Annotated in this window: 17 protein-coding genes; 9 read left to right on the top strand and 8 right to left on the bottom strand. The window is 56.9% G+C overall.

Annotation, left to right across the window (positions count from 1 at the left end; all coding sequences use genetic code 11):
- Window positions 1-67: 67 nt before the first annotated feature.
- Complete coding sequence (locus GYN01_RS02230) at window positions 68-346, bottom strand: cold shock domain-containing protein (protein WP_125828513.1); 279 nt, start codon at window positions 344-346, stop codon at window positions 68-70.
- Window positions 347-571: 225 nt separating this feature from the next.
- Between GYN01_RS02230 and clpS the strand changes: the two genes are divergently transcribed.
- On the top strand, window positions 572-934 hold the full coding sequence (gene clpS / locus GYN01_RS02225) for an ATP-dependent Clp protease adapter ClpS (protein WP_047274327.1): 363 nt from the start codon (window positions 572-574) through the stop codon (window positions 932-934).
- A 29-nt stretch (window positions 935-963) separates the two neighbouring features.
- Window positions 964-3234: an ATP-dependent Clp protease ATP-binding subunit ClpA gene (gene clpA / locus GYN01_RS02220; protein WP_048365307.1), complete on the top strand. Its 2271-nt coding sequence runs from the start codon at window positions 964-966 to the stop codon at window positions 3232-3234.
- A 170-nt stretch (window positions 3235-3404) separates the two neighbouring features.
- On the opposite strand, the gene infA is transcribed toward clpA, so the two are convergent.
- The 3 genes from infA to aat form a co-directional block, all read right to left on the bottom strand.
- On the bottom strand, window positions 3405-3623 hold the full coding sequence (gene infA / locus GYN01_RS02215; protein ID WP_002553999.1) for a translation initiation factor IF-1: 219 nt from the start codon (window positions 3621-3623) through the stop codon (window positions 3405-3407).
- Window positions 3624-3724: 101 nt separating this feature from the next.
- Complete coding sequence (locus GYN01_RS02210) at window positions 3725-4432, bottom strand: arginyltransferase (protein ID WP_048365308.1); 708 nt, start codon at window positions 4430-4432, stop codon at window positions 3725-3727.
- 54 nt (window positions 4433-4486) lie between these two features.
- Window positions 4487-5167, bottom strand: coding sequence for a leucyl/phenylalanyl-tRNA--protein transferase (gene aat / locus GYN01_RS02205; RefSeq protein ID WP_048398931.1), 681 nt, complete (start codon window positions 5165-5167; stop codon window positions 4487-4489).
- A gap of 424 nt (window positions 5168-5591) precedes the next feature.
- Here aat and GYN01_RS02200 point away from each other — a divergent pair, with 424 nt between their 5' ends.
- Genes GYN01_RS02200 through cysG form a run of 6 tightly spaced genes read left to right on the top strand, consistent with a single transcriptional unit; the run spans window position 5592 to window position 13119 of the window.
- Entirely contained in the window at window positions 5592-7994 is a 2403-nt protein-coding gene (locus tag GYN01_RS02200) for a DNA translocase FtsK (RefSeq protein WP_082149308.1), read from the top strand.
- Window positions 7995-8046: 52 nt separating this feature from the next.
- On the top strand, window positions 8047-8670 hold the full coding sequence (gene lolA, locus GYN01_RS02195) for an outer membrane lipoprotein periplasmic chaperone LolA (protein ID WP_203306537.1): 624 nt from the start codon (window positions 8047-8049) through the stop codon (window positions 8668-8670).
- Between the two features lie 60 nt (window positions 8671-8730).
- The gene (locus GYN01_RS02190; protein WP_203306536.1) at window positions 8731-10056 is read left to right on the top strand and encodes a replication-associated recombination protein A; all 1326 of its coding nucleotides are present in this window, start codon (window positions 8731-8733) and stop codon (window positions 10054-10056) included.
- Window positions 10053-10427: a fluoride efflux transporter CrcB gene (crcB, locus tag GYN01_RS02185; RefSeq protein ID WP_048365313.1), complete on the top strand. Its 375-nt coding sequence runs from the start codon at window positions 10053-10055 to the stop codon at window positions 10425-10427. The genes GYN01_RS02190 and crcB overlap by 4 nt, the downstream gene beginning before the upstream one ends.
- A 16-nt stretch (window positions 10428-10443) precedes the next feature.
- On the top strand, window positions 10444-11724 hold the full coding sequence (gene serS, locus GYN01_RS02180) for a serine--tRNA ligase (protein ID WP_203306535.1): 1281 nt from the start codon (window positions 10444-10446) through the stop codon (window positions 11722-11724).
- On the top strand, window positions 11725-13119 hold the full coding sequence (cysG, locus tag GYN01_RS02175; protein WP_048365315.1) for a siroheme synthase CysG: 1395 nt from the start codon (window positions 11725-11727) through the stop codon (window positions 13117-13119).
- Between the two features lie 95 nt (window positions 13120-13214).
- Here the strand turns inward: cysG and GYN01_RS02170 are convergent, their stop codons facing one another.
- The 3 genes from GYN01_RS02170 to GYN01_RS02160 form a co-directional block, all read right to left on the bottom strand.
- A complete protein-coding gene (locus tag GYN01_RS02170) occupies window positions 13215-14402 on the bottom strand; it encodes an osmoprotectant NAGGN system M42 family peptidase (RefSeq protein ID WP_048365316.1) in 1188 nt (395 codons plus the stop codon).
- A 75-nt stretch (window positions 14403-14477) separates the two neighbouring features.
- Window positions 14478-16223 (bottom strand): N-acetylglutaminylglutamine synthetase, encoded by a 1746-nt coding sequence (gene ngg, locus GYN01_RS02165; RefSeq protein WP_203306534.1) that lies wholly within the window; start codon window positions 16221-16223, stop codon window positions 14478-14480.
- Window positions 16224-16226: 3 nt separating this feature from the next.
- Window positions 16227-17999 (bottom strand): N-acetylglutaminylglutamine amidotransferase, encoded by a 1773-nt coding sequence (locus GYN01_RS02160; RefSeq protein WP_048398941.1) that lies wholly within the window; start codon window positions 17997-17999, stop codon window positions 16227-16229.
- A 278-nt stretch (window positions 18000-18277) separates the two neighbouring features.
- Between GYN01_RS02160 and GYN01_RS02155 the strand changes: the two genes are divergently transcribed.
- Window positions 18278-23101: an NEL-type E3 ubiquitin ligase domain-containing protein gene (locus GYN01_RS02155; protein ID WP_203306533.1), complete on the top strand. Its 4824-nt coding sequence runs from the start codon at window positions 18278-18280 to the stop codon at window positions 23099-23101.
- On the opposite strand, the gene mnmC is transcribed toward GYN01_RS02155, so the two are convergent.
- On the bottom strand, window positions 23088-25064 hold the full coding sequence (mnmC, locus tag GYN01_RS02150) for a bifunctional tRNA (5-methylaminomethyl-2-thiouridine)(34)-methyltransferase MnmC2/FAD-dependent 5-carboxymethylaminomethyl-2-thiouridine(34) oxidoreductase MnmC1 (protein WP_048399067.1): 1977 nt from the start codon (window positions 25062-25064) through the stop codon (window positions 23088-23090). The genes GYN01_RS02155 and mnmC overlap by 14 nt on opposite strands.
- Window positions 25065-25151 lie beyond the last annotated feature (87 nt).

Here is a 25151-nt window from a genome sequence, read left to right as displayed (position 1 = left end):
GTGACTAAAAAGGCCGATTCAAGTGAATGAATCGGCCTTTTTTAACGCTGACTGTGGAGCCGGTGGGTCAGACCGAGAGGGTTTTAACCTCTGTCGCAGTCATTTGCGGTAGGGCGTTGAGTGGGCTGCTTGTGATTTTCACGGCGTGCAGCCCTTTAGGGCCTTGTGTAATCTCGAAACTTACCGGCTGGCCCGCTTTCAGGGTTTTATAGCCGTCCATGTCGATTGCCGAAAAATGGGCGAAAAAGTCGATCTTGTCTCCTTGTTCATCTTTGCCTTCCTTGGCATCTGTATTGATAAAGCCGAAGCCTTTGGCATTGTTGAACCACTTGACCGTGCCTTGCATGCTCATATCCCTCTGCTGCAAACAACTCCATCACTGGAGTATCATCCAGTTCACTCGCACATCGACCACCAAAAGTGGTTGACTGTGCGGACCTTTATTCCCCACTGTGGGTACCAATGGTTGTAACACCGTTTTACCGATAGTCAAGGTCACGCGGCGGCGCTGTTGAAAATTGACACGCTTGCCTCCATCTCTGTAATTGCTCAACGACGAACCTTTCTTTCCATGCATGCAATCAGCCAGATTCGACTAACATTCAATCAGGATCGACCCGATTTTGATGACGACGACTCCGCTGGCTTGGCTGTGCAAGAAGCTAAGCCTGCTCTTCAGGCGCCGCCGATGTACAAGGTGGTTTTGTTCAACGATGACTACACACCCATGGATTTCGTTGTCGAAGTGCTTGAGGTGTTTTTTAACTTGAATCGCGAATTGGCGACCAAGGTCATGCTGGCCGTTCATACAGAAGGACGGGCAGTGTGCGGCATCTTTACCCGCGACATCGCCGAGACCAAGGCCATGCAGGTAAACCAGTACGCACGCGAAAGCCAGCATCCGCTACTCTGTGAAATCGAGAAGGACGGTTAACGCCGACCACTTGGGTATGAGGTGAAGCCATGTTAAACCGCGAGCTCGAAGTCACCCTCAATCTTGCCTTCAAGGAAGCCCGCTCCAAGCGTCATGAATTCATGACGGTTGAGCACCTCCTTCTTGCGCTTTTAGATAATGAGGCGGCCGCAACCGTTCTACGCGCCTGCGGCGCAAACCTCGACAAACTCAAGCATGACCTGCAAGAGTTTATTGATTCCACCACCCCCTTGATCCCCGTTCACGATGAAGATCGCGAAACCCAGCCTACGCTCGGGTTCCAGCGTGTTCTGCAACGCGCCGTGTTCCATGTGCAGAGTTCGGGCAAGCGTGAGGTAACCGGCGCTAACGTGCTGGTCGCGATTTTCAGTGAGCAAGAGAGCCAGGCGGTATTCCTGCTCAAGCAGCAGAGTGTTGCGCGCATTGATGTCGTCAACTTCATCGCTCACGGTATTTCCAAAGTGCCTGGCCATGGCGATCACTCTGAAGGTGAGCAAGACATGCAGGATGAAGAAGGTGGTGAGCCGTCTTCTTCCAGCAATCCGCTGGATGCCTACGCCAGCAACTTAAATGAACTGGCCCGTCAGGGTCGGATCGATCCGCTGGTTGGGCGCGAGATGGAAGTTGAGCGCGTGGCTCAGATCCTGGCGCGCCGCCGTAAAAACAACCCGTTGCTGGTGGGTGAGGCTGGCGTGGGTAAAACTGCGATTGCCGAAGGCCTTGCCAAGCGTATCGTCGACAATCAGGTACCTGACCTGCTGGCTAACAGCATCGTTTACTCCCTTGATCTCGGCGCATTGCTGGCGGGTACCAAGTACCGGGGCGATTTCGAAAAGCGTTTCAAAGCGTTACTCGGTGAGCTGAAAAAGCGCCCGCAGGCGATTCTGTTTATCGACGAAATCCACACCATTATTGGTGCTGGCGCGGCGTCAGGTGGCGTGATGGACGCTTCCAACCTGCTCAAGCCTCTGCTGTCTTCGGGGGATATTCGCTGCATTGGCTCGACGACGTTCCAGGAATTTCGCGGCATTTTCGAGAAGGATCGTGCATTGGCACGGCGCTTCCAGAAAGTCGATGTGTCCGAGCCGTCGGTGGAAGACACCATCGGTATCCTGCGCGGCCTGAAAGGGCGTTTCGAGCAGCATCACAATATCGAATACAGCGATGAGTCACTGCGTGCAGCGGCCGAGCTGGCGTCGCGTTATATCAATGACCGGCACATGCCGGACAAGGCCATCGATGTGATTGACGAAGCGGGTGCTTATCAGCGTCTGCAGCCGGTCGAGAAGCGCGTCAAGCGCATTGAGGTCGAGCAGGTCGAAGATATCGTGGCAAAAATTGCCCGTATTCCGCCAAAGCATGTGTCCAGTTCTGACAAGGAGCTGCTGCGTAACCTTGAGCGTGACCTGAAGCTGACGGTATTTGGTCAGGACGCAGCGATTGATTCGCTGTCGACGGCAATCAAATTGTCGCGTGCCGGCCTGAAGTCGCCAGACAAGCCCGTAGGTTCGTTCCTGTTCGCAGGGCCAACCGGTGTTGGTAAAACTGAAGCGGCTCGTCAGTTGGCCAAGGCATTGGGTGTTGAGCTGGTACGTTTCGATATGTCCGAGTACATGGAACGTCACACCGTCTCTCGCCTGATCGGTGCACCTCCTGGCTACGTAGGCTTCGATCAGGGTGGCTTGTTGACCGAAGCCATCACCAAGCAGCCACACTGCGTGCTGCTGCTTGATGAGATCGAGAAGGCGCATCCTGAAGTCTTTAACTTGCTGTTGCAGGTTATGGATCACGGCACGCTGACCGACAACAACGGGCGTAAAGCTGACTTCCGCAACGTGATCGTCATCATGACCACCAATGCGGGTGCCGAAACAGCGTCGAGGGCATCGATCGGCTTTGCCTTCCAGGATCACTCGTCCGATGCGATGGAGGCGATCAAGAAGAGCTTCACGCCGGAGTTCCGTAACCGTCTGGATACCATTATCCAATTTGGTCGCCTCAGTCATGAGGTGATCAAACATGTGGTGGACAAGTTCCTCACCGAGTTGCAAGCGCAGCTGGAAGACAAGCATGTGCAGCTTGAGGTGACGGATGCGGCGCGGGGTTGGTTGGCAGCCGGTGGATATGACGTGTTGATGGGCGCCCGCCCGATGGCACGTCTGATTCAGGACAAGATCAAGCGTCCGTTGGCGGAAGAAATTCTCTTCGGTGAGTTGGCCGACCATGGCGGTGTAGTGCACATCGACCTGAAAGACGGTGAGTTGACCTTTGAGTTTGAGACGTCAGTCGAAATGGCTTGATGTGATGTAGCTTTAAAAAAGCGCCGAAAGGCGCTTTTTTTATGGTGTTCGGCATAGCCCTTTAGGTGTTTGGCGAATCCGCAAAGGCTCGCAGCCTGCGAATAAAGTGCGCGACAAATCGCAGGCAAACAAAAACGCCCGGCATAACCGGGCGTTTTGTATTGACTAGATTAACGGGCGCGGTAAGTGATGCGCCCTTTGCTCAAGTCATAGGGCGTCAGCTCGACGCGCACTTTGTCACCGGTAAGAATACGAATGTAGTTCTTGCGCATCTTGCCGGAGATATGCGCGGTTACGACGTGCCCATTTTCCAACTCCACGCGAAACATGGTGTTGGGCAGGGTGTCGACGACAGTGCCTTCCATTTCGAAGCTGTCTTCTTTCGACATGCAGTAAAGCCCTCGGTGTCCAGTGAATGGCCCGGTGCAACTGCGCCAGGCAAAAGCGGCGTGCATTGTGCCCGAAAAATGGGGTTCAAGCCAAGGGGGGGTTAGTAAAGAGTGCTCCATCTTTGATTAATCAGCAGATCAATGGGCCTGTATTCGGTCTTGTAATTCATTTTTTTGCAGTTTTTGATCCAGTAACCCAGGTACACGGCCTCCAGTCCCAAGCGCCGGGCTTCGTCTATTTGCCACAGGATGGCGTAGCGGCCCAGGCTGCGGCGCTCTTCAGCGGGTTCGTAAAAGGTATAGACCGCTGACAAACCATTGGGCAGCACGTCAGTCACCGCCACTGCCAGCAACCGTCCGTCCAGTCGAAACTCATAAAACCTGGAAAACGGCAGGTCGCGCACCAAAAAGGTCGAAAACTGATCGCGGCTCGGCGGATACATGTCGCCATCGGCATGACGCTGTTCGATGTAGCGCTGATACAGGTCGAAATGTTCTTCGCTGAACCCCGGCTTGGCCACGTGCACATGTAAGTCGGCATTGCGCTTGAAAATGCGTTTTTGCTGACGATTGGGGGTGAACAGGGCAACGGGTATGCGCGCAGGGGTACACGCGTCGCATTTGAGGCAGTGCGGACGATACAGGTGGTCGCCACTGCGCCTGAAGCCCATTTCGGACAAGTCGGCATACACCTGCACGTCCATTGGCTGGCTAGGGTCGAGGAACAGCGTGGTGGCTTGTTCGTCGGGCAGGTAGCTGCAAGCGTGAGGTTGAGTGGCATAAAACTTTAAGCGCGCCAGCTCGGTCATGATCGGCCCTCGGGAAAACATTGAATTAAGTGTAAGCCAGCTCGTAAAACTCGCCTACAAAACCCACTGTGCGGTTGTAGGCTGGTCGAGGTGTTTATGCAGGAAGTCGGCGAATTGTTCGCGAGGTATCGAGCGAGCGCCCAAGCTTTGAAGGTGCTCGGTGGGCATCTGGCAATCAATCAGGACAAAGCCCCATGCCTGAAGCTGTCTGACCAGAGTGGCAAAGCCGACCTTTGATGCGTTGTCAGCGCGGCTGAACATGGATTCGCCAAAAAATAGTTGGCCCATCGCCAGGCCATACAGGCCGCCGACCAGTTCGTTGTTGTCCCACACTTCAACCGAATGGGCGTGCCCGCGGGCGTGAAGCTCAATGTAAGCCTGCTGCATGTCGTCCGTGATCCAGGTCCCGTCTGCATACGGGCGCGGCGCGGCGCAAGCGCTGATGACGGCGCTGAAATCGCGATCAAGCGTTACCTGGTAGCGCTGCTGGCGCAACAGCTTGCCCAGACTGCGCGATACGTGCAGCTCCTCGGGAAACAATACGGTGCGCGGGTCTGGCGACCACCAGAGGATGGGCTGGCCTTCGCTAAACCATGGGAAGCAGCCGTGGCGATAGGCCTGGATCAACCGGTCGGCCGACAGGTCGCCGCCTGCCGCCAGCAAGCCATTGGGTTCGCGCATGGCTTTGCTCAGGGGTGGAAACGTTAACGTGTCGCGTTTTAACCAGGTCAGCATGGCAATCAGTCTTACAGAAGGAGGGGAGGGGGGTTGCAACTCTCTCGCACACGTGCGGTCTCAGTCGATCTGCCGGTGAAATGCAAGCTCTGTTTTGAGGGTGGTATAAGTCTTTGTCACAAAAGGTAATGCATGCTCAAATTGGCGCTTGGCAGCCTTGTACATGACAATTTCTGTTACGTCCTGTGCCAGCATGGCATCAGCGGCCTAAACCCGTACAATGGCCCGCCTGTTTGAGCTGTTCTAAGCTGCACAGTGTTCAATGTTTTTCATGGCGGGCTGGTCATGAAAAAGACGTAATAGTACAAGGCTGTGTGCAAGGCTAGTCCAGTTTCATGTCTGAACTTGTCACCTGCTCTCTGTGAGCAGTATTTTGCAGTCAATCAATAGTAGGGCGCGCCACAGGCGCAGGAAAACACGCGTTTTGAAGAAATCCACAGCAGCACCTAAAGATGTTCCTCTCTGGCGTCAGCAATTGCACTACCGGCTCAAGGAAGGTGCATTGATCGCTATTGGCGCCTTATGCCTGTTTCTGATGATGGCCTTGCTCACGTATGGCAAGGACGATCCCGGCTGGAGTCATAACAGCCGCGTGGTCGATGTGCAGAACTTCGGTGGGCCCGCTGGCTCGTACAGCGCTGACATCCTGTTCATGGTGCTCGGTTACTTTGCGTATATTTTCCCGTTGCTGCTGGCGGTCAAGGCGTATCAGATTTTTCGCGAACGGCACCAGCCCTGGCAGTGGAGCGGCTGGTTGTTTTCGTGGCGTTTGATTGGCCTGGTTTTTCTGGTGCTCTCGGGGGCCGCGCTGGCGCATATTCATTTCCACTCGGCTGCGGGCTTGCCAGCGGGTGCAGGTGGGGCATTGGGCGAAAGCCTGGGCGATCTTGCCAGAAACGCGCTGAACGTGCAGGGCAGCACATTGCTGCTGATTGCTTTGTTCCTGTTTGGCCTGACGGTATTTACCGACCTGTCATGGTTCAAGGTGATGGATGTCACCGGCAAAATCACCCTTGATCTGTTTGAACTGATCCAGGGGGCCGCCAATCGCTGGTGGTCGGACCGTGCCGAACGTAAACAGATGGTCGCACAACTGCGTGAGGTCGATACCCGCGTGAGCGAAGTGGTGGCGCCCAGCGTGTCCGACAAGCGCGAACAGGCCAAGGCCAAAGAGCGTTTGATCGAGCGCGAACAGGCGCTAAGCAAGCACATGTCTGAGCGCGAGAAGCACGTGCCGGCCGTGATTGCCCCTGCACCGGCCAAAGCGCCGGAGCCTAGCAAGCGCGTACAGAAAGAAAAACAGGCGCCGTTGTTTGTCGACAGCGCGGTCGAGGGCACGTTGCCACCGATCTCGATCCTCGACCCGGCCGAAAAGAAACAACTCAACTATTCCCCCGAGTCGCTCGCAGCGGTGGGGCACTTGCTTGAGATCAAGCTTAAAGAATTCGGGGTTGAGGTGGCCGTGGATTCGATCCATCCCGGCCCTGTAATCACCCGCTATGAGATCCAGCCGGCTGCCGGGGTCAAGGTCAGCCGCATCGCCAACCTGGCCAAAGACCTTGCCCGATCACTGGCGGTGACCAGTGTGCGTGTGGTTGAAGTCATTCCCGGTAAAACCACGGTCGGTATCGAGATTCCCAACGAGGACCGCCAAATCGTGCGGTTCAGTGAAGTGCTCTCGACCCCTGAGTTTGACAATGCCAAGTCACCTGTCACGTTGGCGCTGGGGCATGACATCGGTGGCAAACCGGTGATTACCGATCTGGCAAAAATGCCTCACTTGCTGGTAGCCGGTACGACCGGTTCCGGTAAGTCGGTGGGTGTGAACGCCATGATCCTGTCGATCTTGTTCAAGTCTGGCCCAGAAGACGCCAAGCTGATCATGATCGACCCCAAAATGCTTGAGCTGTCGATCTACGAAGGCATTCCGCATTTGCTGTGCCCGGTCGTGACCGACATGAAAGATGCAGCCAACGCCCTGCGTTGGAGCGTGGCGGAGATGGAGCGCCGCTACAAGTTGATGGCCAAGATGGGCGTGCGAAACCTCGCGGGCTTCAATCAGAAGATCAAAGACGCCGAAGCGGCAGGCGAGCCGTTGACCGACCCGCTGTACAAGCGCGAAAGCATTCACGACGAAGCACCGCTGCTCACCAAGTTGCCGACCATCGTGGTGGTGGTCGACGAATTTGCCGACATGATGATGATCGTCGGCAAAAAGGTTGAAGAGCTGATCGCGCGTATCGCGCAGAAGGCCCGTGCGGCGGGCATCCACTTGATTCTCGCGACCCAGCGTCCTTCGGTGGATGTGATCACGGGCCTGATCAAAGCCAACATCCCGACGCGCATGGCGTTTCAGGTGTCGAGCAAGATCGACTCACGCACCATCATCGATCAAGGCGGCGCCGAGCAATTGCTGGGCCACGGTGACATGCTCTACATGCCGCCCGGCACCAGCCTGCCGATTCGTGTGCATGGCGCCTTTGTATCCGATGAAGAAGTGCACCGCGTGGTAGAAGCCTGGAAACTGCGCGGCAGCCCGGATTACAACGATGACATCCTTAACGGTGTTGAAGAGGCCGGCAGCGGTTTCGAAGGCGGCAGCGGTGAGGGGGGAGACGATGCAGAAACCGATGCGCTGTACGACGAAGCGGTGCAGTTTGTGCTGGAAAGCCGTCGCGCGTCGATCTCTGCGGTGCAACGCAAATTGAAAATCGGCTACAACCGGGCTGCTCGCATGATTGAATCCATGGAGATGGCCGGGGTCGTAACCTCAATGAACACCAATGGCTCGCGCGAAGTACTGGCGCCAGCTCCCATACGCGATTGATCGGCTCGCGGCGTGTCCGCGAACTGGGCTTACCTAATCAAAGAGGATTTTCATGCGTTTTATCAGCATGCTGTTGCTACCGGTATTGGCTTTGTCTTCGCTTGCGGCCCATGCCGGCCCTGCGGATGTAAAGCGCTTGGGTCAACTGCTGGGTCAGTCCAATACCATCACTGCGCGCTTCTCCCAATTGACGCTGGATGGCAGCGGAACCCAATTGCAAGAAACGGCAGGCGAAATGTCGGTCAAGCGTCCGGGCCTGTTTTACTGGCACACCGATGCGCCGAATGAACAAACCATGATTTCCGATGGCCAGAAGGTCACTCTCTGGGACCCTGATCTGGAACAGGCGACGATCAAAAAGCTGGATCAGCGGCTGACCCAGACCCCGGCATTGCTGCTGTCGGGCGATGTATCGAAAATTGAACAGAGTTATGACGTCACCTCCAAAGAGCAGGGCGAAGTGATGGATTTCATCCTTAAGCCCAAGACCAAAGACACCCTGTTCGATTCGCTGCGCTTGTCTTTTCGCAATGGCAAGATCAACGAAATGCAGTTGATCGACAGCGTGGGCCAGCGCACCAACATCCTGTTTAACGGGGTAAAGGTGAATGAGGATATCCCTGCGAGCAAATTCAAGTTCGACGTGCCTAAAGGCGCTGATGTTATCCAGGAATAACCCCGGCTCCCGTACAGATACAGCTCATCGTCAGACCCCAGTGAGGTTGTTCAAGTAGTGATGGACCTGTTTCGAAGTGCGCCGATTGCTCAGCCGCTGGCCGCCCGTTTGCGGGCCGCCAACCTGGATGAGTACGTCGGCCAGCAACACCTGCTGGCGCGGGGCAAGCCCCTGCGTGAAGCATTGGAGCAGGGTGCGCTGCACTCAATGATCTTCTGGGGCCCGCCGGGCGTGGGTAAAACCACCTTGGCGCGGTTACTGGCAGAAGTCTCGGATGCGCATTTTGAAACCGTTTCTGCCGTGCTGGCGGGCGTGAAAGAAATCCGCCAGGCGGTCGAAATCGCCAAGCAGCAGGCGGGGCAATATGGTCGTCGTACCATCCTGTTTGTTGACGAAGTGCATCGCTTCAACAAGTCGCAGCAGGATGCATTCTTGCCTTATGTCGAAGATGGCACGCTGATCTTCATTGGCGCGACCACTGAAAATCCCTCCTTTGAGTTGAACAACGCCCTGTTGTCTCGGGCGCGGGTCTACGTGCTCAAGAGCCTCGATGAAGCCGCCTTGCTCAAACTGGTACAGCGCGCGCTGACTGAAGAAAAAGGCTTGGGCAAGCGTAGCTTGACCCTCAGCGATGAGGGTTTTCATATTTTGCTGCGCGCAGCCGACGGCGACGGCCGGCGCTTGCTCAACCTGCTGGAAAACGCCGCCGATCTTGCCGAAGACAACAGCGAAATCGGTACTGACCTGTTGCAAAGCCTGCTGGGTGATACGCAGCGGCGTTTTGACAAGGGCGGCGAAGCCTTCTATGACCAGATTTCGGCATTGCACAAATCGGTACGCGGCTCCAACCCCGACGGCGCCCTGTACTGGTTTGCACGCATGATCGATGGCGGTTGCGACCCGCTGTATATCGCACGACGCGTGGTGCGCATGGCCAGCGAAGACATCGGTAACGCAGACCCGCGTGCCCTGAGCCTGTGCTTGTCTGCCTGGGACGTGCAAGAGCGTCTGGGCAGCCCGGAAGGGGAGTTGGCTGTTGCACAGGCCATCACTTATCTGGCCTGCGCGCCCAAAAGCAATGCAGTGTACATGGCCTTCAAAGCTGCTTTGCGCAGTGCCTCTGAATATGGCTCGCTTGAAGTGCCGCTGCATTTACGCAACGCACCGACCAAGCTGATGAAGCAACTCGGCTACGGCGATGAGTACCGTTACGCCCATGACGAGCCGGATGCCTACGCCGCAGGCGAAGACTACTTCCCGGATGAGTTGCAGCCTTTGGCGCTGTATCAGCCGGTGCCGCGTGGCCTGGAGCTTAAAATCGGCGAGAAGCTTAAACACCTTGCGGCCCTGGATCGCATCAGCCCTGTACAGCGGAGAAAACCGTGATTCCTTTGATTGCAGCCGTGGCTGTCGGCGGTGTCGCGGGCACCTTGATACGCTTTGCTAGCGGTAACTGGATCAACGCCAATTGGCCGCGGCACTTCTATACGGCGACGTTGGCCGTTAATATCGTGGGCTGCCTGCTGATTGGCATCCTTTACGGACTTTTTTTGATCCGCCCGGAAGTACCGATTGAAGTCCGTGCCGGACTGATGGTGGGGTTCCTGGGTGGCTTGACCACTTTTTCATCCTTTTCACTGGATACGGTGCGCCTGCTCGAAAGCGGGCAAGTGCTACTGGCACTGGGCTATGCGGCCCTCAGCGTATTCGGCGGGCTGCTCGCAACCTGGGCTGGCCTGTCCCTGACCAAACTTTGATAAACGAGAAACCGACATGCTCGATTCCAAACTGTTACGTAGCAACCTTCAGGACGTAGCGGATCGCCTGGCATCCCGAGGCTTCACGCTGGACGTGGCGCGCATCGACGCGCTCGAAGCCCAGCGCAAAGAAGTCCAGACCCTGACCGAGAAGCTCCAGGCCGAGCGTAATGCAATCTCCAAGAGCATTGGTCAAGCCAAGGCGCGCGGTGAAGACATCGCGCCATTGATGGCCAGTGTTGAACATATGGGCACTGAGCTGAACAACGGGAAAGTGGCTCTGGACGTGATCCAGACCGAACTGGACTCGATCCTGTTGAGCCTGCCGAACCTGCCGGACGCCTCGGTACCGGTCGGCGCCGACGAAGACGGTAACGTCGAGATTCGTCGTTGGGGCACGCCCAAAACGTTTGATTTCGAGATCAAGGACCACGTTGCGCTCGGTGAGCAATACGGCTGGCTGGACTTCGAAACCGCTGCCAAATTGTCCGGTGCCCGCTTTGCCTTGCTGCGCGGCCCGATTGCCCGTATGCATCGCGCTTTGGCGCAATTCATGATCAACCTGCATACCGGCGAACACGGCTACGAAGAGGCTTACACGCCTTATCTGGTTCAGGCGCCTGCGCTGCAAGGCACTGGCCAGTTGCCCAAGTTCGAAGACGAACTGTTCAAAATCAGCCGCGAAGGCGAAGCGGACTTCTACCTGATCCCTACAGCTGAAGTCACGCTGACCAACATCGTCGCCGGCGAAATCGTCGAGCACAAAGCGTTGCCGATCAAATTCGTCGCGCACACGCCGTGCTTTCGCAGTGAAGCGGGCGCGTCGGGTCGTGACACGCGCGGCATGATTCGCCAGCACCAGTTCGACAAGGTTGAAATGGTCCAGATCGTTGAGCCATCGACCTCGATGGACGCACTGGAAGGCTTGGTGGCTAACGCCGAGAAAGTGTTGCAATTGCTTGAGCTGCCGTACCGCACGCTGGCGCTGTGCACCGGCGACATGGGTTTCAGTGCAATCAAAACCTATGATCTGGAAGTGTGGATTCCGAGCCAGGACAAGTACCGCGAGATTTCGTCGTGCTCCAACTGCGGTGATTTCCAGGCGCGGCGCATGCAAGCACGCTTCCGCAACCCGGAAACCGGCAAGCCGGAGCTGGTGCATACGCTTAACGGTTCGGGGCTGGCAGTAGGGCGTACGTTGGTCGCTGTGCTGGAAAACTACCAGCAGGCGGACGGTTCGATCCGTGTACCGGACGTGCTCAAGCCTTACATGGGCGGCATTGAGGTCATCGGCTAAATGGAGTTTCTGCCGCTGTTTCATAACCTGCGTGGCAGCCGTGTACTGGTGGTCGGCGGCGGGGAAATTGCCTTGCGCAAATCCCGCCTGCTTGCGGATGCCGGTGCGGTGTTGCGGGTAGTTGCACCCGCCATTGAGCCGCAGTTGTGTGAGTTGATTAGCAGCAGCGGTGGTGAGCGTGTTTTGCGCGGCTATGTGGAGGCCGACCTGCAAGGGTGTGTGCTGATCATTGCTGCCACGGACGACGAGCCACTAAATGCGCAAGTCTCCGCCGATGCCCATCGGCGCTGCGTGCCGGTCAATGTGGTGGATGCACCGGCCTTGTGCAGCGTGATCTTCCCGGCCATCGTCGACCGCTCACCGCTGGTGATCGCGGTCTCCAGTGGCGGCGATGCACCCGTGCTGGCGAGGTTGATTCGCGCCAAGCTGGAAACCTGGATCCCTTCGACCTACGGACAGTTGGCGGGCCTTGCGGCGCGCTTTCGAGCTCAGGTCAAAGGCCTGTTTCCAGAGGTGCAACAGCGCCGTGCATTTTGGGAAGAGGTGTTTCAAGGCCCGATTGCCGACCGCCAGCTGGCGGGTCAGGGCGCCGAAGCAGAGCGCCTGTTGCTGGCCAAGATCAACGGTGAAGCGAGCAAGGCCACCGGCGAGGTCTATCTCGTGGGCGCCGGGCCGGGTGATCCGGATCTGTTGACCTTTCGTGCCTTGCGTTTAATGCAGCAAGCGGATGTGGTGCTGTACGACCGCTTGGTAGCGCCCGCGATTCTGGAACTGTGCCGACGTGATGCAGAACGCATTTATGTGGGCAAGCGTCGTGCCGATCATGCCGTTCCGCAAGACCAGATCAACCAGCAACTGGTTGATTTGGCCAAGCAAGGCAAGCGGGTGGTGCGGCTCAAAGGCGGCGACCCGTTTATTTTTGGTCGCGGCGGTGAAGAAATCGAAGAGCTGGCGGCGCATGGGATCCCCTTCCAGGTTGTCCCAGGCATCACGGCGGCCAGTGGGTGTGCGGCGTATGCAGGCATTCCCTTGACCCACCGTGATTACGCGCAATCCGTGCGTTTTGTCACCGGTCACTTGAAAGACGGCACCAGCAATCTGCCGTGGAGCGACTTGGTTGCTCCAGCGCAAACGCTGGTGTTCTACATGGGGCTGGTGGGTTTGCCGATCATCTGTGAACAGCTGATCCAGCACGGTCGTTCTGCTGATACGCCAGCTGCGTTGATTCAACAGGGCACGACCTCGAACCAGCGAGTGTTCACTGGCACGCTGGGCAACCTGGCGACCCTGGTGGCAGAGCACGAAGTGCATGCCCCGACACTGGTGATCGTAGGCGAAGTGGTCCTGCTGCGTGAGAAGCTCGCGTGGTTTGAAGGCGCCCAAGCACAGGTTTAAACCTGCCCTGTAGGCGCTGGCACCGACTGCGATCTTTTGATCTTGTCACTTCAAAAGACCGCAGCCTGCGCCACCTGCTCCGCGGGAGCGGGGTTTCAGTCGCGGTTATCGCCCACCAAGCTGTCCACTGACGGCACGCGTGTGTCGCTCTCCATTTGCGTGTCGTGCTCAAGCTGGTGACTGAATCGGTCCAGCGAACCCTGCGCGGGCTGTGCATCACTGGCAAACACGGGCGGACTCATCATGTATGCCCCGAGCAAACGGCTCAGTGCTGCCAGGCTGTCGATGTGCGTGCGTTCATAGCCGTGGGTCGCGTCGCAGCCAAACGCCAACAAGGCACAACGAATGTCATGCCCTGCGGTGACCGCCGAGTGTGCATCGCTGAAGTAATAACGAAACATGTCCCGTCGCACAGGCAGTTCGTGTTCGGCCCCCAAACGCAACAAATGCCGCGACAAATGATAGTCGTACGGCCCGCCCGAATCTTGCATTGCCACACTGACGGCGTGTTCGCTGGAATGCTGGCCCGGTGCGACCGGCGCAATATCAATCCCGACAAATTCACTCACATCCCACGGCAATGCCGCTGCGGCGCCGCTGCCGGTTTCTTCGGTAATGGTAAACAGCGGGTGACAGTCGATTTGTGGCTGTGCGCCACTTTCCACAATCGCTTTCAATGCCGCCAACAACGCGGCAACACCGGCTTTGTCGTCCAGGTGGCGGGCGCTGATGTGCCCGCTCTCGGTAAATTCGGGCAGCGGATCGAAGGCCACAAAATCCCCCACGTTGATCCCCAACGAATCGCAGTCTGCACGCGTGGCGCAGTAGGCATCCAGACGCAGCTCGATATGATCCCAACTGATCGGCAGCTCATCCACTCCCGTATTAAACGCATGCCCCGAAGCCATCAACGGCAAGACGCTGCCGCGAATCACGCCATTATCGGTAAACAAACTGACGCGGCTGCCCTCTGCAAAGCGGCTGGACCAACAGCCTACCGGCGCCAACACCAGGCGCCCGTTGTCCTTGATCGCCCGAACGCTGGCGCCGATGGTGTCCAAATGCGCTGAAACCGCGCGATCAGGGCTGCTTTGCTGGCCTTTAAGGGTCGCACGCAACGTGCCACGGCGCGTCAGTTCGAAAGGGATGCCCAGTTCTTCAAGGCGTTCTGCCACATAGCGCACGATGGTGTCAGTGAAGCCGGTGGGACTGGGAATGGCGAGCATTTCCAGCAAGACCCGTTGCAGGTAATCGAGATCGGGTTGCGGCAGGTTGCGATTCATAAAAACTCCTGAGGCGAGGCCCGTCGCGAAAGGTGCCCACGCGACGTGCCTTGGGATGACGTTCAGCGAGTGCGCTTAAGGCGCTGGCTGACTGTGGGGAAAGAGCAAGTCGATGAAGCGCTCAGCGGTGGGTTGCGGTTCGTGGTTAGCCAGACCGGCCCGCTCGTTGGCTTCGATAAACACATACTCGGGTTGATCGGCAGCGGGCACCATCAGGTCCAGGCCGACCACTGGAATATCCAGCGCCCTGGCGGCGCGGATGGCCGCGTCGGCCAACACCGGGTGCAACACATCGGTTACGTCCTCCAGGCTGCCGCCCGTGTGCAGGTTGGCGGTTCGGCGCACGGCCAATGTGTGTCCCGCAGGCAGAATACTGGCGTACTCATACCCGGCGGCCTGTACGGTGCGCAGGGTTTCAGTGTCCATCGGGATGCGGCTTTCGCCATCGGTGGCGGCTTGACGTCGACGGCTTTGTGCTTCGATGAGTTGGTGGACGCTGTGATGGCCATCGCCGACCACGTGTGCAGGACGGCGGATGGCGGCGGCGACCACTTCAAAGCCGATCACGACAATGCGCAGGTCGTGGCCCTGATGAAAACTTTCGAGCAAGACCCGGCTGTCAAACGCCCGCGCAGCCTCAATGGCTTGTTGCACTTGATTTAGGGTGCTCAGGTCCACCGCCACACCGTCGCCCTGTTCACCATCCAGTGGCTTGACCACGATGCGCCTGTGTTGCTCCAAAAAGGCCAGGTTGTCATCCGCATTACCCGCCAATTGTTGGGCGGGCAGGTTCAGGCCCGCTTGGCTCAGCACCTTGTGCGTCAGGCTTTTGTCTTGGCACAAACTCATGCTGATGGCGCTGGTCAAGTCGCACAGTGACTCGCGACAGCGAATGCGCCGCCCGCCGTGAGAGAGGGTGAACAGTCCGGCGCTGGCGTCATCGATATGCACGTCGATACCGCGCTTGTAGGCTTCTTCGACGAGGATGCGCGCATACGGGTTCAGTCCCACTTCAGGACCCGGTCCAAGAAACAGCAATTGGTTAATGCCGTTTTTACGCTTGATGGCAAAGGTCGACAGCGTGCGAAACCCTAGCTTGTGATAGAGGCTTTTCGCCTGCTGGTTGTCGTGCAGCACCGACAAGTCGAGGTAGCTCAGGCCACGGCTCATGAAGTGTTCGACTAAATGGCGCACCAGCACTTCACCCACGCCTGGGCGTGTGCAATGCGGGTCAACCGCCAGGCACCATAAGCTGCTGCCGTTTTCCGGGTCATGGAAAGCGGTGTGGTGATTGAGGCCCATCACGCTGCCAATCACGGCGCCGCTGTCTTCATCTTCGGCGATCCAGTACACAGGCCCGCCTTGATGCCTGGGCGTGAGTAAAGTCGGGTCAACAGGCAGCATGTTACGTGCGGTGTACAGCGTATTGATGGCTACCCAATCGGCTTCGTTCTGCGCACGGCGAATGCGAAAACCGCGAAATACCCGTGTGGCGGGGCGGTAATCGGTAAACCACAAGCGCAGGGTGTCGGAGGGGTCCAGAAACAATTGCTGGGGTGCCTGGGCCAGTACCTGCTGCGGCGCGGCCACGTACAACGCGATGTCACGCTCGCCGGTGTGCTCATTGAGCAGTTCATTGGCCAGAGTGGCCGCATCGGGAAAGGTGTGCCCGATCAGCAAGCGCCCCCAGCCACAATGAATGGCCACAGGTTGAGCATCCAGCGGGCTGCCATCTTCGGCCAGGCGCGCTTGCAAGCGTTCATAAGAGGGGGCTTGACCGCGTATCAAGCGTTGGCTATAGACCGTGGCGAGAGGTTTCATCGCTCAGATTCCTTGTTCGCTTAACCACAGATTCAGCGCCGCCAATTGCCACAGTTTTGAACCATTGAGGGGCGTCAGTTGGCTGTGCGGATTGGTCAGCAGGCGATCGAGCATGGCCGGTTGGAACACACCCCGGTCCTGGCTCGGGTCGAGCAACAGCTCGCGGACCCAGTTGAGCGTGTCCCCTTGCAAATGCTTGAGACCCGGCACCGGGAAGTAACCCTTCTTGCGATCAATCACCTCGCTGGGGATTACCAGGCGAGCGGCTTCCTTGAGCACTTGCTTGCCGCCGTCGGGCAGTTTGAAGCGCGCCGGAATACGCGCTGACAGTTCGGCGAGGCGATAGTCCAAAAACGGCGTGCGTGCTTCCAGGCCCCACGCCATCGTCATGTTGTCGACACGTTTTACCGGGTCATCCACCAGCATCACGGTGCTGTCCAGACGCAATGCCTTATCCACTCCGGCGTCCGCGCCCGGTTGTGCGAAATGTTCACGCACAAAGTCGCCCGCTGCATCGTTGGCGGTCAGCCACTGCGGCTGCACCGTGGCTTTGTAGTCGTCGTAGCTGCGATCAAAAAATGCCTCGCGATAAGCGCTATAGGCATCGCTGGCGCCATCAACCTGCGGGTACCAGTGATAACCGGCAAACAGTTCATCCGCGCCTTGGCCGCTTTGTACGACTTTGCAATGCTTGGCCACTTCACGCGAGAGCAAGTAAAAGGCAATGCAGTCATGGCTGACCATCGGCTCGCTCATGGCGCGGAAGGCAGCGGGCAGTTGCTCAATAATCTCGTGCTCGCCAATGCGCAGTTGGTGATGGCGGGTGTCGTAATGCTTGGCGATCAAATCCGAGTACTGGAATTCGTCGCCGCGCTCGCCGCCTGCGTCCTCAAAACCGATAGAAAAAGTCGACAGATCCTGCACGCCCACTTCGCGCAACAGCCCCACCAACAAGCTGGAGTCGACCCCGCCCGAGAGCAGCACGCCCACATCCACAGCGGCGCGCTGGCGAATGGCAACCGCCTCACGGGTGCTGTCCAGCACGCGGTCGCGCCAGTCTTCAAGGGTCAGGTTTACTTCGTCGGCCTGCGGGCCATAAGGCAGCGTCCACCAAGTCTTCTGTTGGGTATGGCCATCGGCGTCGACACGCAACCAGGTGGCCGGTGGCAGTTTTTCGATACCGGCGATCAGCGTGCGCGGGGCAGGTACCACGGCATGAAAGTTCAAATAATGGTTCAGAGCAACCGGATCGAGCATAGGGCTGATATCGCCCCCTTTGAGCAATGCCGGCAGCGTGGAAGCAAAGCGCAAGCGCTGGCCGGTACGCGACAGATAGAGCGGCTTGACCCCTAAGCGGTCGCGGGCAATGAACAGGCGTTGGGTATCACGCTCCCAAATGGCAAAGGCAAACATGCCATTGAGTTTGGGTAATAACGCTTCGCCCCAGGCGTGATACCCCTTGAGCAGCACCTCGGTGTCGCCATCGGAATAAAAGGCATAGCCGAGGTTTTCGAGTTCTGCGCGCAATTCAGGGAAGTTATAGATTGCGCCATTAAATGCCAGGGACAACCCCAGCTGACTGTCGACCATCGGCTGCGCCGAACCGTCCGACAAATCCATGATTTTCAATCGGCGATGCCCCAAGGCAATCGGTCCCTGACTGTGAAAGCCCCAGGCATCAGGCCCACGGGGTGCCAGGTGGTGGGTAATGCGTTCGATGGCTGCCAGGTCGGCAGGTTGATGATCAAAACGTATCTCGCCAGCTAATCCACACATAAAGCTTGAACCCTTTTGAAGCCGGGCCTGTTGCGTTATGGCCCTGTTTTTGGATCGGATAAAAAGCTCTGACCTGTCTCCCGATCCCTTCGGCGCTAACACATCGTCAGAGTGCGCCGCCGTAAGTCGTCTGTTTTTTACGAGTCCCTGGTTTGCGCGAACGTTCAAAAAAATTCGCAGGCGGTCACTTGAGTCCACTCATAAGTATGTACGGCATCTTCCCCGCACGGCGCAGGTAGCGTGATGGCCTGTTTGCTCTGACTTGAAGAAGATCGCTTATGACCCGCTCACTGAACAAATTACCCTTAGACGCCCGAGAAGCCACTTTCAGTGACTTTGAGCCCTTGGAGATGGTGCAAAGTCACCTGCCCAAGTGGCTGGTGGACGCCGATCCCGGCATTCTCACGGCCTTGAATGAATCGATGGCGCAAAGCCGTTCCTACCATGGCTTGATCGGCAAAAAGTTCGGTGAGCTACAGAGTGTGGAAGTGTATTGCGGGGCGCTGCTGGCGGCTGAGACGTGGCGTGAGTTCGGGCCTTTGCTGGATGTTCGCCGCGATTATCTGGCAGTCGTCCACGTTCATCTGGTTGTGGACGACACGCTTGCTTTTTCGTTGCGTCATTACACGGTGCGCGATGAGCCAAAAACATTGTTGTGGGCAGCACTGCAAAACTTTTCTGAGGCTGAAGCACTGCCGGGTGGCTTCAATCCGCAAAGTCATATTCGTCACGGCGGGCATGTAGAGCAGGTCAGTGCGGTTAAACCCCAGCAGTTTGCCGCCCTGTGCCGCAAGCTGGACCTTGGGCAAAAATATCAAACCTATCTTCAGCAGTTTTTGGGGGTCCCCGCTTCAGGCACTGCCCAACCCAGCGCCGCGCAGCAAGCGACGCTCACTCACCTGCAACGGCTCAAAGCCTATGACATGCAGGTTGATGCGCATATTGGGCTGCTAAAAAAAAATATAGGACAAACCGCTTATCAGGCTGTGTTGGCCGAGTTGTCGGGTGCTACAGGGGCTGAATCCGTGACAGCGGGGGGGCTGGATGGAAAGCCCGTATTGCTCAGTTCAATGTCCATTCTGGATACCGTGATTGACGGGGTGGTGCTGTTCACGTCCGACGCGCCGCTGCTGCATCCCGATAACCGGCTGATTGTCTATATCCCGAACGATCCGGTGGCGCCGTTTTTTGAGTTCAGTTCATTACAGGCCTTTACCAATACCTTAAGGCTGCGACTGCAAGAGCCGGCTTATGCCCATTTCTTTTCGCGTTTTGTCAGCCTGCGCGCGCGTGCAGATTTCATGCAAAAAGTGGATGAGAAACGCGATCGTTTAAGCCTCACAACAGCCGCTCTCAACATGAGGGCGGATCACTACTTGTGCCAAGTGCAGCTTAAAAACATGTTTGCCGATGCCCTGATGCTGGCAGTGCCGACGGGCGTGCTGGACGAACAGGCGCGTGAAGCGCGTTGGCAGTTCTACAAAAATGCGGGCTTGTTATTGATCAATGTGGCGGCCCTGTTTGTACCCGTATTGGGCGACTTGATGCTGGCTGTAGCGATTGGCGACATGCTCAAGGAGGTTTATGAGGGTGTTGAGGACTGGTCTCAGGGCGATGTCGATCACGCTCGTGAACACTTGCTCAACGTTGCCAAGGAGGTCGCAATCGATGCAGGCATTGTAGGCGGGGCCACCGTACTCAAGAGCGTTGCCAGTCGCTTGAGTGCTGCGACCAAGGCGCACTTCGAAGGCTTGCAGCCCATCAAACGCGATGATGGAGCGGTTCGCCTTTGGGACACAAACATGCAGCACTACGTGAATGAGCAGGCAGCTTTGCACCATCACACGGCTGATGAGCAGGGTTTTTTCACTGTCGCTGGCAAGCAGTATGTTGGTGTGGATGGCAAGCACTATCCGGTTGAATTTGATGAGGCCCTTGGGCAGTGGCGCATCACTCACGGTCGCAGACCCGAGGCCTTTAAGCCTGCGTTACTGCATAACGGCAAGGGCGCTTGGCAGCACGCCCATGAGCAACCGTTAGTGTGGCAAAGCAGTGAGGTTTTAGTCGGCCGGTTGAGCGATGCGAGGGCTGGCCTAGATGAGCGCGCACTGGAGCAAGTCAGGCAGTTGACCCATACGCCCGAAGCCGTGATGCGCCGTGTACACCTTGATAATCTGGCCGCACCACCTTTATTGGCGGTAACCCTTAAACGTTTTGAGATAGACCGCCGCCTCGATGCGTTTATCGAACAGATGAACACTGCTGACTATAACGCTCATCGCTGGGCCGATTGGCAGTTGCATCAGTTGCCTTATTTGCCAGAGTGGCCTTCAGGTAAGGGCCTGATGGTGGTTGATGGGTCAGGCAAGACCCTTGCACAGTATGGCAATGCGCAGTGGGCAACGACTTTGCATATCAACCTGACGGACACGATCCTGAAGCAAGGGAAATTGTTGGATGCTGTCCTGGCTGCGTTGTCGAGTGCTGAGAGCAAGACACTGTTAAGTCATGGTTTGAAGGGGGATCTCAAACCCGCCCAAGCGTTGGCTCAATCCTTGGGCAATTTTGTCAGGGATAATCGCCCAGCAGTGTTTGACCGGTTGTATGCCTTATTCAACGTGTCGTCTGTACCCGAGGCGAGCGTTATAGAAGCCATGTTTCCAGGGCTACCGCGCCCTTTGGCCCAGGCGCTGTATGAATCGGCCAACCTCGATCAGCGAGCAGTTTTACGCACCTCTAAAGTCCCGCTTCAGTTGGCAGAGGCCGCACGGGTGTATCTGCGCGAGGCCAGGTTGAATCGAGCCATTGAAGGGTTTTATTTGCGCAGTTGTAGCAATGCGGACACTGAAAAGTTGGCGCTGCATTTACTGACACGCTCACCCCGCTGGCCTACAGGCATGGTGCTGGAGGTTCGAGAGGGGGCCTTGCAAGGGCCTGTGATTCGTCGCATCGGCAGTTCTCAGGCCATGACATCGCGTGTGCTGGTTAAAACAGGCGCAGGCTATCAACGCTATCAGTTGCGTGGATCTGTTCAGGTGCTTGAACCGGGTATATCCGCGTCCTTGACTGAGGCTGTCTTTCAATCATTGACGGCGCTTGAACGTGAGGCGATGGGGCTGGGTCTCTCACCGGAGACCGCTCATATCAATGAGGCGCTGGCTGCCCGGGCGGCTCAAAGCCGTGATGAAGTTGCTCAAGCGCTTGGCATGCAGCCGGTTAAGCCCGGCTTTAAACCGCCCACCATCATGGCGGATGGCCAAATTGGTTATCCCTTGTGCGGCTTGGATGCAGGGGTTCAGTCCTCGGCCATGCAGCTACGGGTGCGTAACTTGTTTCCTGAATTTAATCAGGATCAGGTGCTCTATTATCTTGAAAATTTGGAAGCGACTGGTGTAAACCCGTTGATCTTTTTGCGCGAACGCAAGCGTATAAGAACAGAGTTACGCAAATGCTTGCAGATTTGGATCGATGCACCATTGACGGATGTACCGGTCGGTGCGTCCTACATTGACTATTCGGAAAACAGGTACCAAGCCGCAGGGTTGATTGAACGAATATGGCGCCAAGATCCTCAGCATTTTGGTTTGGCCGGTATTGCCGAAGGCCACAAATTGAGTCTGGAAGGTCTGCGCCTGTTAAGTTTTCCGGCATTGCCCGTCATGGCCGATTTCAGTCATGTCCGCGAACTCAACTTGAGCAATATGAATTGCAAGGACACCGCTGCTAATTTTCTGGAGCACTTCAAGGGGGTGGAGTCTCTTGCAATGGACAACAACGAAATGAGTCACTTGCCTTCTCAATTGGAAAGAATGCCCAACCTGCGGCGCTTATCTGCGGCTAGAAACAATTTGTTGCTGAGCTCAGGCACTCAGGAGACCCTCAACGCCTTGGGCAAGTTGGAAATCCTCAATCTTACCGACAACTTTCTAGGGGCCGAACTGGACCTCAGCCAATTGAGGTACTTGCGCCGGGTGTACCTGCGCCGTACGTGGATTGATCAATGGCCAGAGGGCCTGATTACCCGCCCACTGCTGGAGGCGGCTGATTTACGAGAAAACCGCATCGCAGAAATACCGGAAGCGGTTTATCAAGCTCCGTCCAAATTCACACGCAACATCACACTGTCAAAGAACCCGTTATCAAATGCCAGCAAGCTACGTTTGGGCCGCTATATCATGCAGGGCGGAAGTTCCATGGGGATTAACAGTGATGAACTGCTCAGTGAAGCTGCTGCGTTTGAATTCTGGACCACCGGCATTACCAGCCTTGAGCAGTCCAAGCGTGAACAACTCTGGAATAACCTGAGAGCTGAGCCTGCTTCTGAAGACTTGTTTAATGTGTTCTCCCGGCTCACCACCACCGCGGACGTCCAGACCGTTCGCCATGATCTGAGCCGGCGCGTCTGGGAAATGATTGAGGCTGCCAATGACAACATACTTTTGCGTCAGGACCTGATCAATATTGCCGCCGCTCCTCGCAGTTGTACGGACAGTGTGTTGATGGCTTTCAGCAACCTTGAGATTCAAATGGAGTTGGCGCGGGTATCAGCCCTGGAGGAAACTCAACTGTCAGAGTTCTCTTCGTTGGGCAAAAGTTTGTTTCGTCTGGAAAAACTGAGAAAAATTGCTAAGCGACACTGCGAGCTGGTCGTGCAACAGGGAGGGGCCGCGCCGGACGAACTTGAGGTGCTTTTGGCCTACCGCATTGGGTTGGCCAAAGTCCTCAAACTGCCCGGTCAGCCTCACAGCATGACGTTCAAAAATCTGGCAGGTGTGACCCAAGAAGATTTGAATCAAGCCCGATCAGCTGTTGAAAGTGCCGAGAAAACCATTGAACAAAACACGTTTATCAGCACGCTTGAGTATTGGAAACAATATTTGATCAATGGGGCCCAGGCAGAGTACAGCGTTTTGACTGAGCCTTATTTTGAGGCGCTGAGTGAATTGTTAAAAAAATCCCCCGAGATGGGCAGTCAGCGCTATCTGCGCAGGGTCAGCGAAGTGCGCAACCAAATGGACGCCGCCGTTGATGCCTGGAGCCTGCAAAAAACGAACGAGTTGTTGGAGACCGAGGAATCAGGTTCGTCCACTACAGCCCTTTGATCAGCGCACGCAATGCGAAGCGATTGGGGTGGCAGGCTTCAGCAATTGCGCGCGGGACTGGCAGTGGCTCGTTATTGATCCAGGCAGCAAGCATTTCACCGGCCAGCGGTGCGGTAATCAAACCGCGAGAACCATGCCCACTGTTGACATACAAGCCGTGCAACCAAGGGCATGGGGTATCAGGTACTTGCCGTGCATCTTTGCGTAACACGGCATAGGTGCTCGCAAACGCCTCAGGGTCTGACAGTGGGCCGACGATTGGCAGGTAATCCGGGCTGGTACACCGAAACGCCGCCCAGCCTTGCAGCTGTGCCGGATCAAGTTGCTCGCCGAAAAGGCTGCTTAATTGCGGCGAAATTTCATGCATTAAATCGAGGTTTCCCTGATGTCCGGCCGGGGTAGTGGTCAAGTCATCGTTATGGAAATCGAAGCTGGCGCCCAAGGTGTGTTCACCCAGTCGGCCAGGTGCGACATAGCCTTCGGCACACACGACGGTATTCAACACGGCACTGTGTTCGGTTTGCACCAGTTGAGTGATTTGCCCGCGAATGCGTTTGAGCGGTAAACCACTGCTGGCGGGGAAGCGTTTAACCTCGGCGGCACCTGCCAGAATTACCACCGGTGCGCTGGCTAATACCCGTTCTCCATCACAGGCTTGCCACTGGTTGTCGACATTATTCAGTTGCAACACGTCATGGTGGGTCAACACCTGAATATTGGGGTGCATCGCCTGGTATTGGCATAACGCAGGCGGGTGAACCCAGCCGCCTTCTGGATAGAACAAGCCACCCTGCGCCAGTTCTATCCCGGCCAGTGCCTGGGCCTGAGGCTGGTCGAGCACGTGCACCAGGGCTGGCGCAAACGCACCCGCCAGTTGAGCCTGGCGTTGTGCTTCTTTGGCGTTGAAACCTAATTGCAGTACGCCGCAGTCATCCCAGTCGCGGCCGCGTTGCAGGTGTTCGAGCAAGCGTCGGGTATAACCGAAACCGCTGACAATCATTTGCGACAAAGTGGTGCCGTGAGCCGACAGCTTGAGATACAGCACCCCTTGTGGATTGCCCGAGGCTTCTTTGGCCAACCGTTCGTGGCGCTCCAGCAGAACCACCTGCCAGCCACGTCTGGCCAGGCTGTTGGCGCTGGCGCACCCCGATAATCCGCCGCCGATGACCAGTGCTTTGCGTTCAGTTGTCGGTTGGGGAGGGCGGGCATACCAGGGCTTGACAGCTGACGTGGCCAGCGCCTGTTCAGGCACGCCCAGAAAAGTGCCGCGCAGTATTTCCCACTTGTGGCCTATGCCGGGCGTTCGACGCATTTTGAAGCCTGCGTCATTTAACGCCCTGCGCACCCAGCCAGTACTGGTGAAGGTGCTGATGGTGGCGTCAGGCGCCGCCAGCCTGGCCAGTTGCGCGAACAGTTCGGGTGTCCACATGGCCGGGTTTTTTGCCGGTGCGAAGCCATCCAGGAACCACGCGTCAACCTGTGCGTCCAGTTGGCTCAATTGTTCCAGCACATCGCCGATCAGCAGCGTCAGCGTCACCCGGCCATTGCCCAGCGTTAACGTCTGAAACCCCGGGTGGATCGCGAAATAAGCAGCCAGTAACTGCTCACTGACATCGCTTAATTGCGGCCACAGGGCCAGGGCGCGGTGCAAATCGTCGCGAGTGAGCGGGTACTTTTCAACGCTGATGAAGTGCAGGCGCGCATCCGGTTGTGCCGTTTGTTCAAACAGCTGCCAGGCGCAGAGGAAGTTCAGACCCGTACCGAAGCCTGTTTCACCAATGACCATTTGGCCATTAGCCCGCAAGGCGGCAAAGCGCTCTTTGAGCGCGTTCTGTTCGATAAAGACATAGCGCGTTTCTTCAAGGCCCGTGGTGTCCGAAAAATAGACATCATCAAACACCCGCGAATGGGGGCGACCTTGGTCATCCCAGTCAAGCTGGGCATTGGGCATTTCAATAGTCATGTGCGGCTCGACATCGGCAAGGCGGCCATTCTAGCTGATCGGTACGCGCGCGAATGACCTATGACAGTTTTGTGTTCATTGTTGCAA

The sequence above is a fragment of the Pseudomonas weihenstephanensis genome, from assembly GCF_016812185.1.
Taxonomy (GTDB): domain Bacteria; phylum Pseudomonadota; class Gammaproteobacteria; order Pseudomonadales; family Pseudomonadaceae; genus Aquipseudomonas; species Aquipseudomonas weihenstephanensis.
The sequence above is the reverse complement of the archived record's forward strand: the minus strand, read 5'-3'. Positions and strand labels throughout refer to the sequence as shown.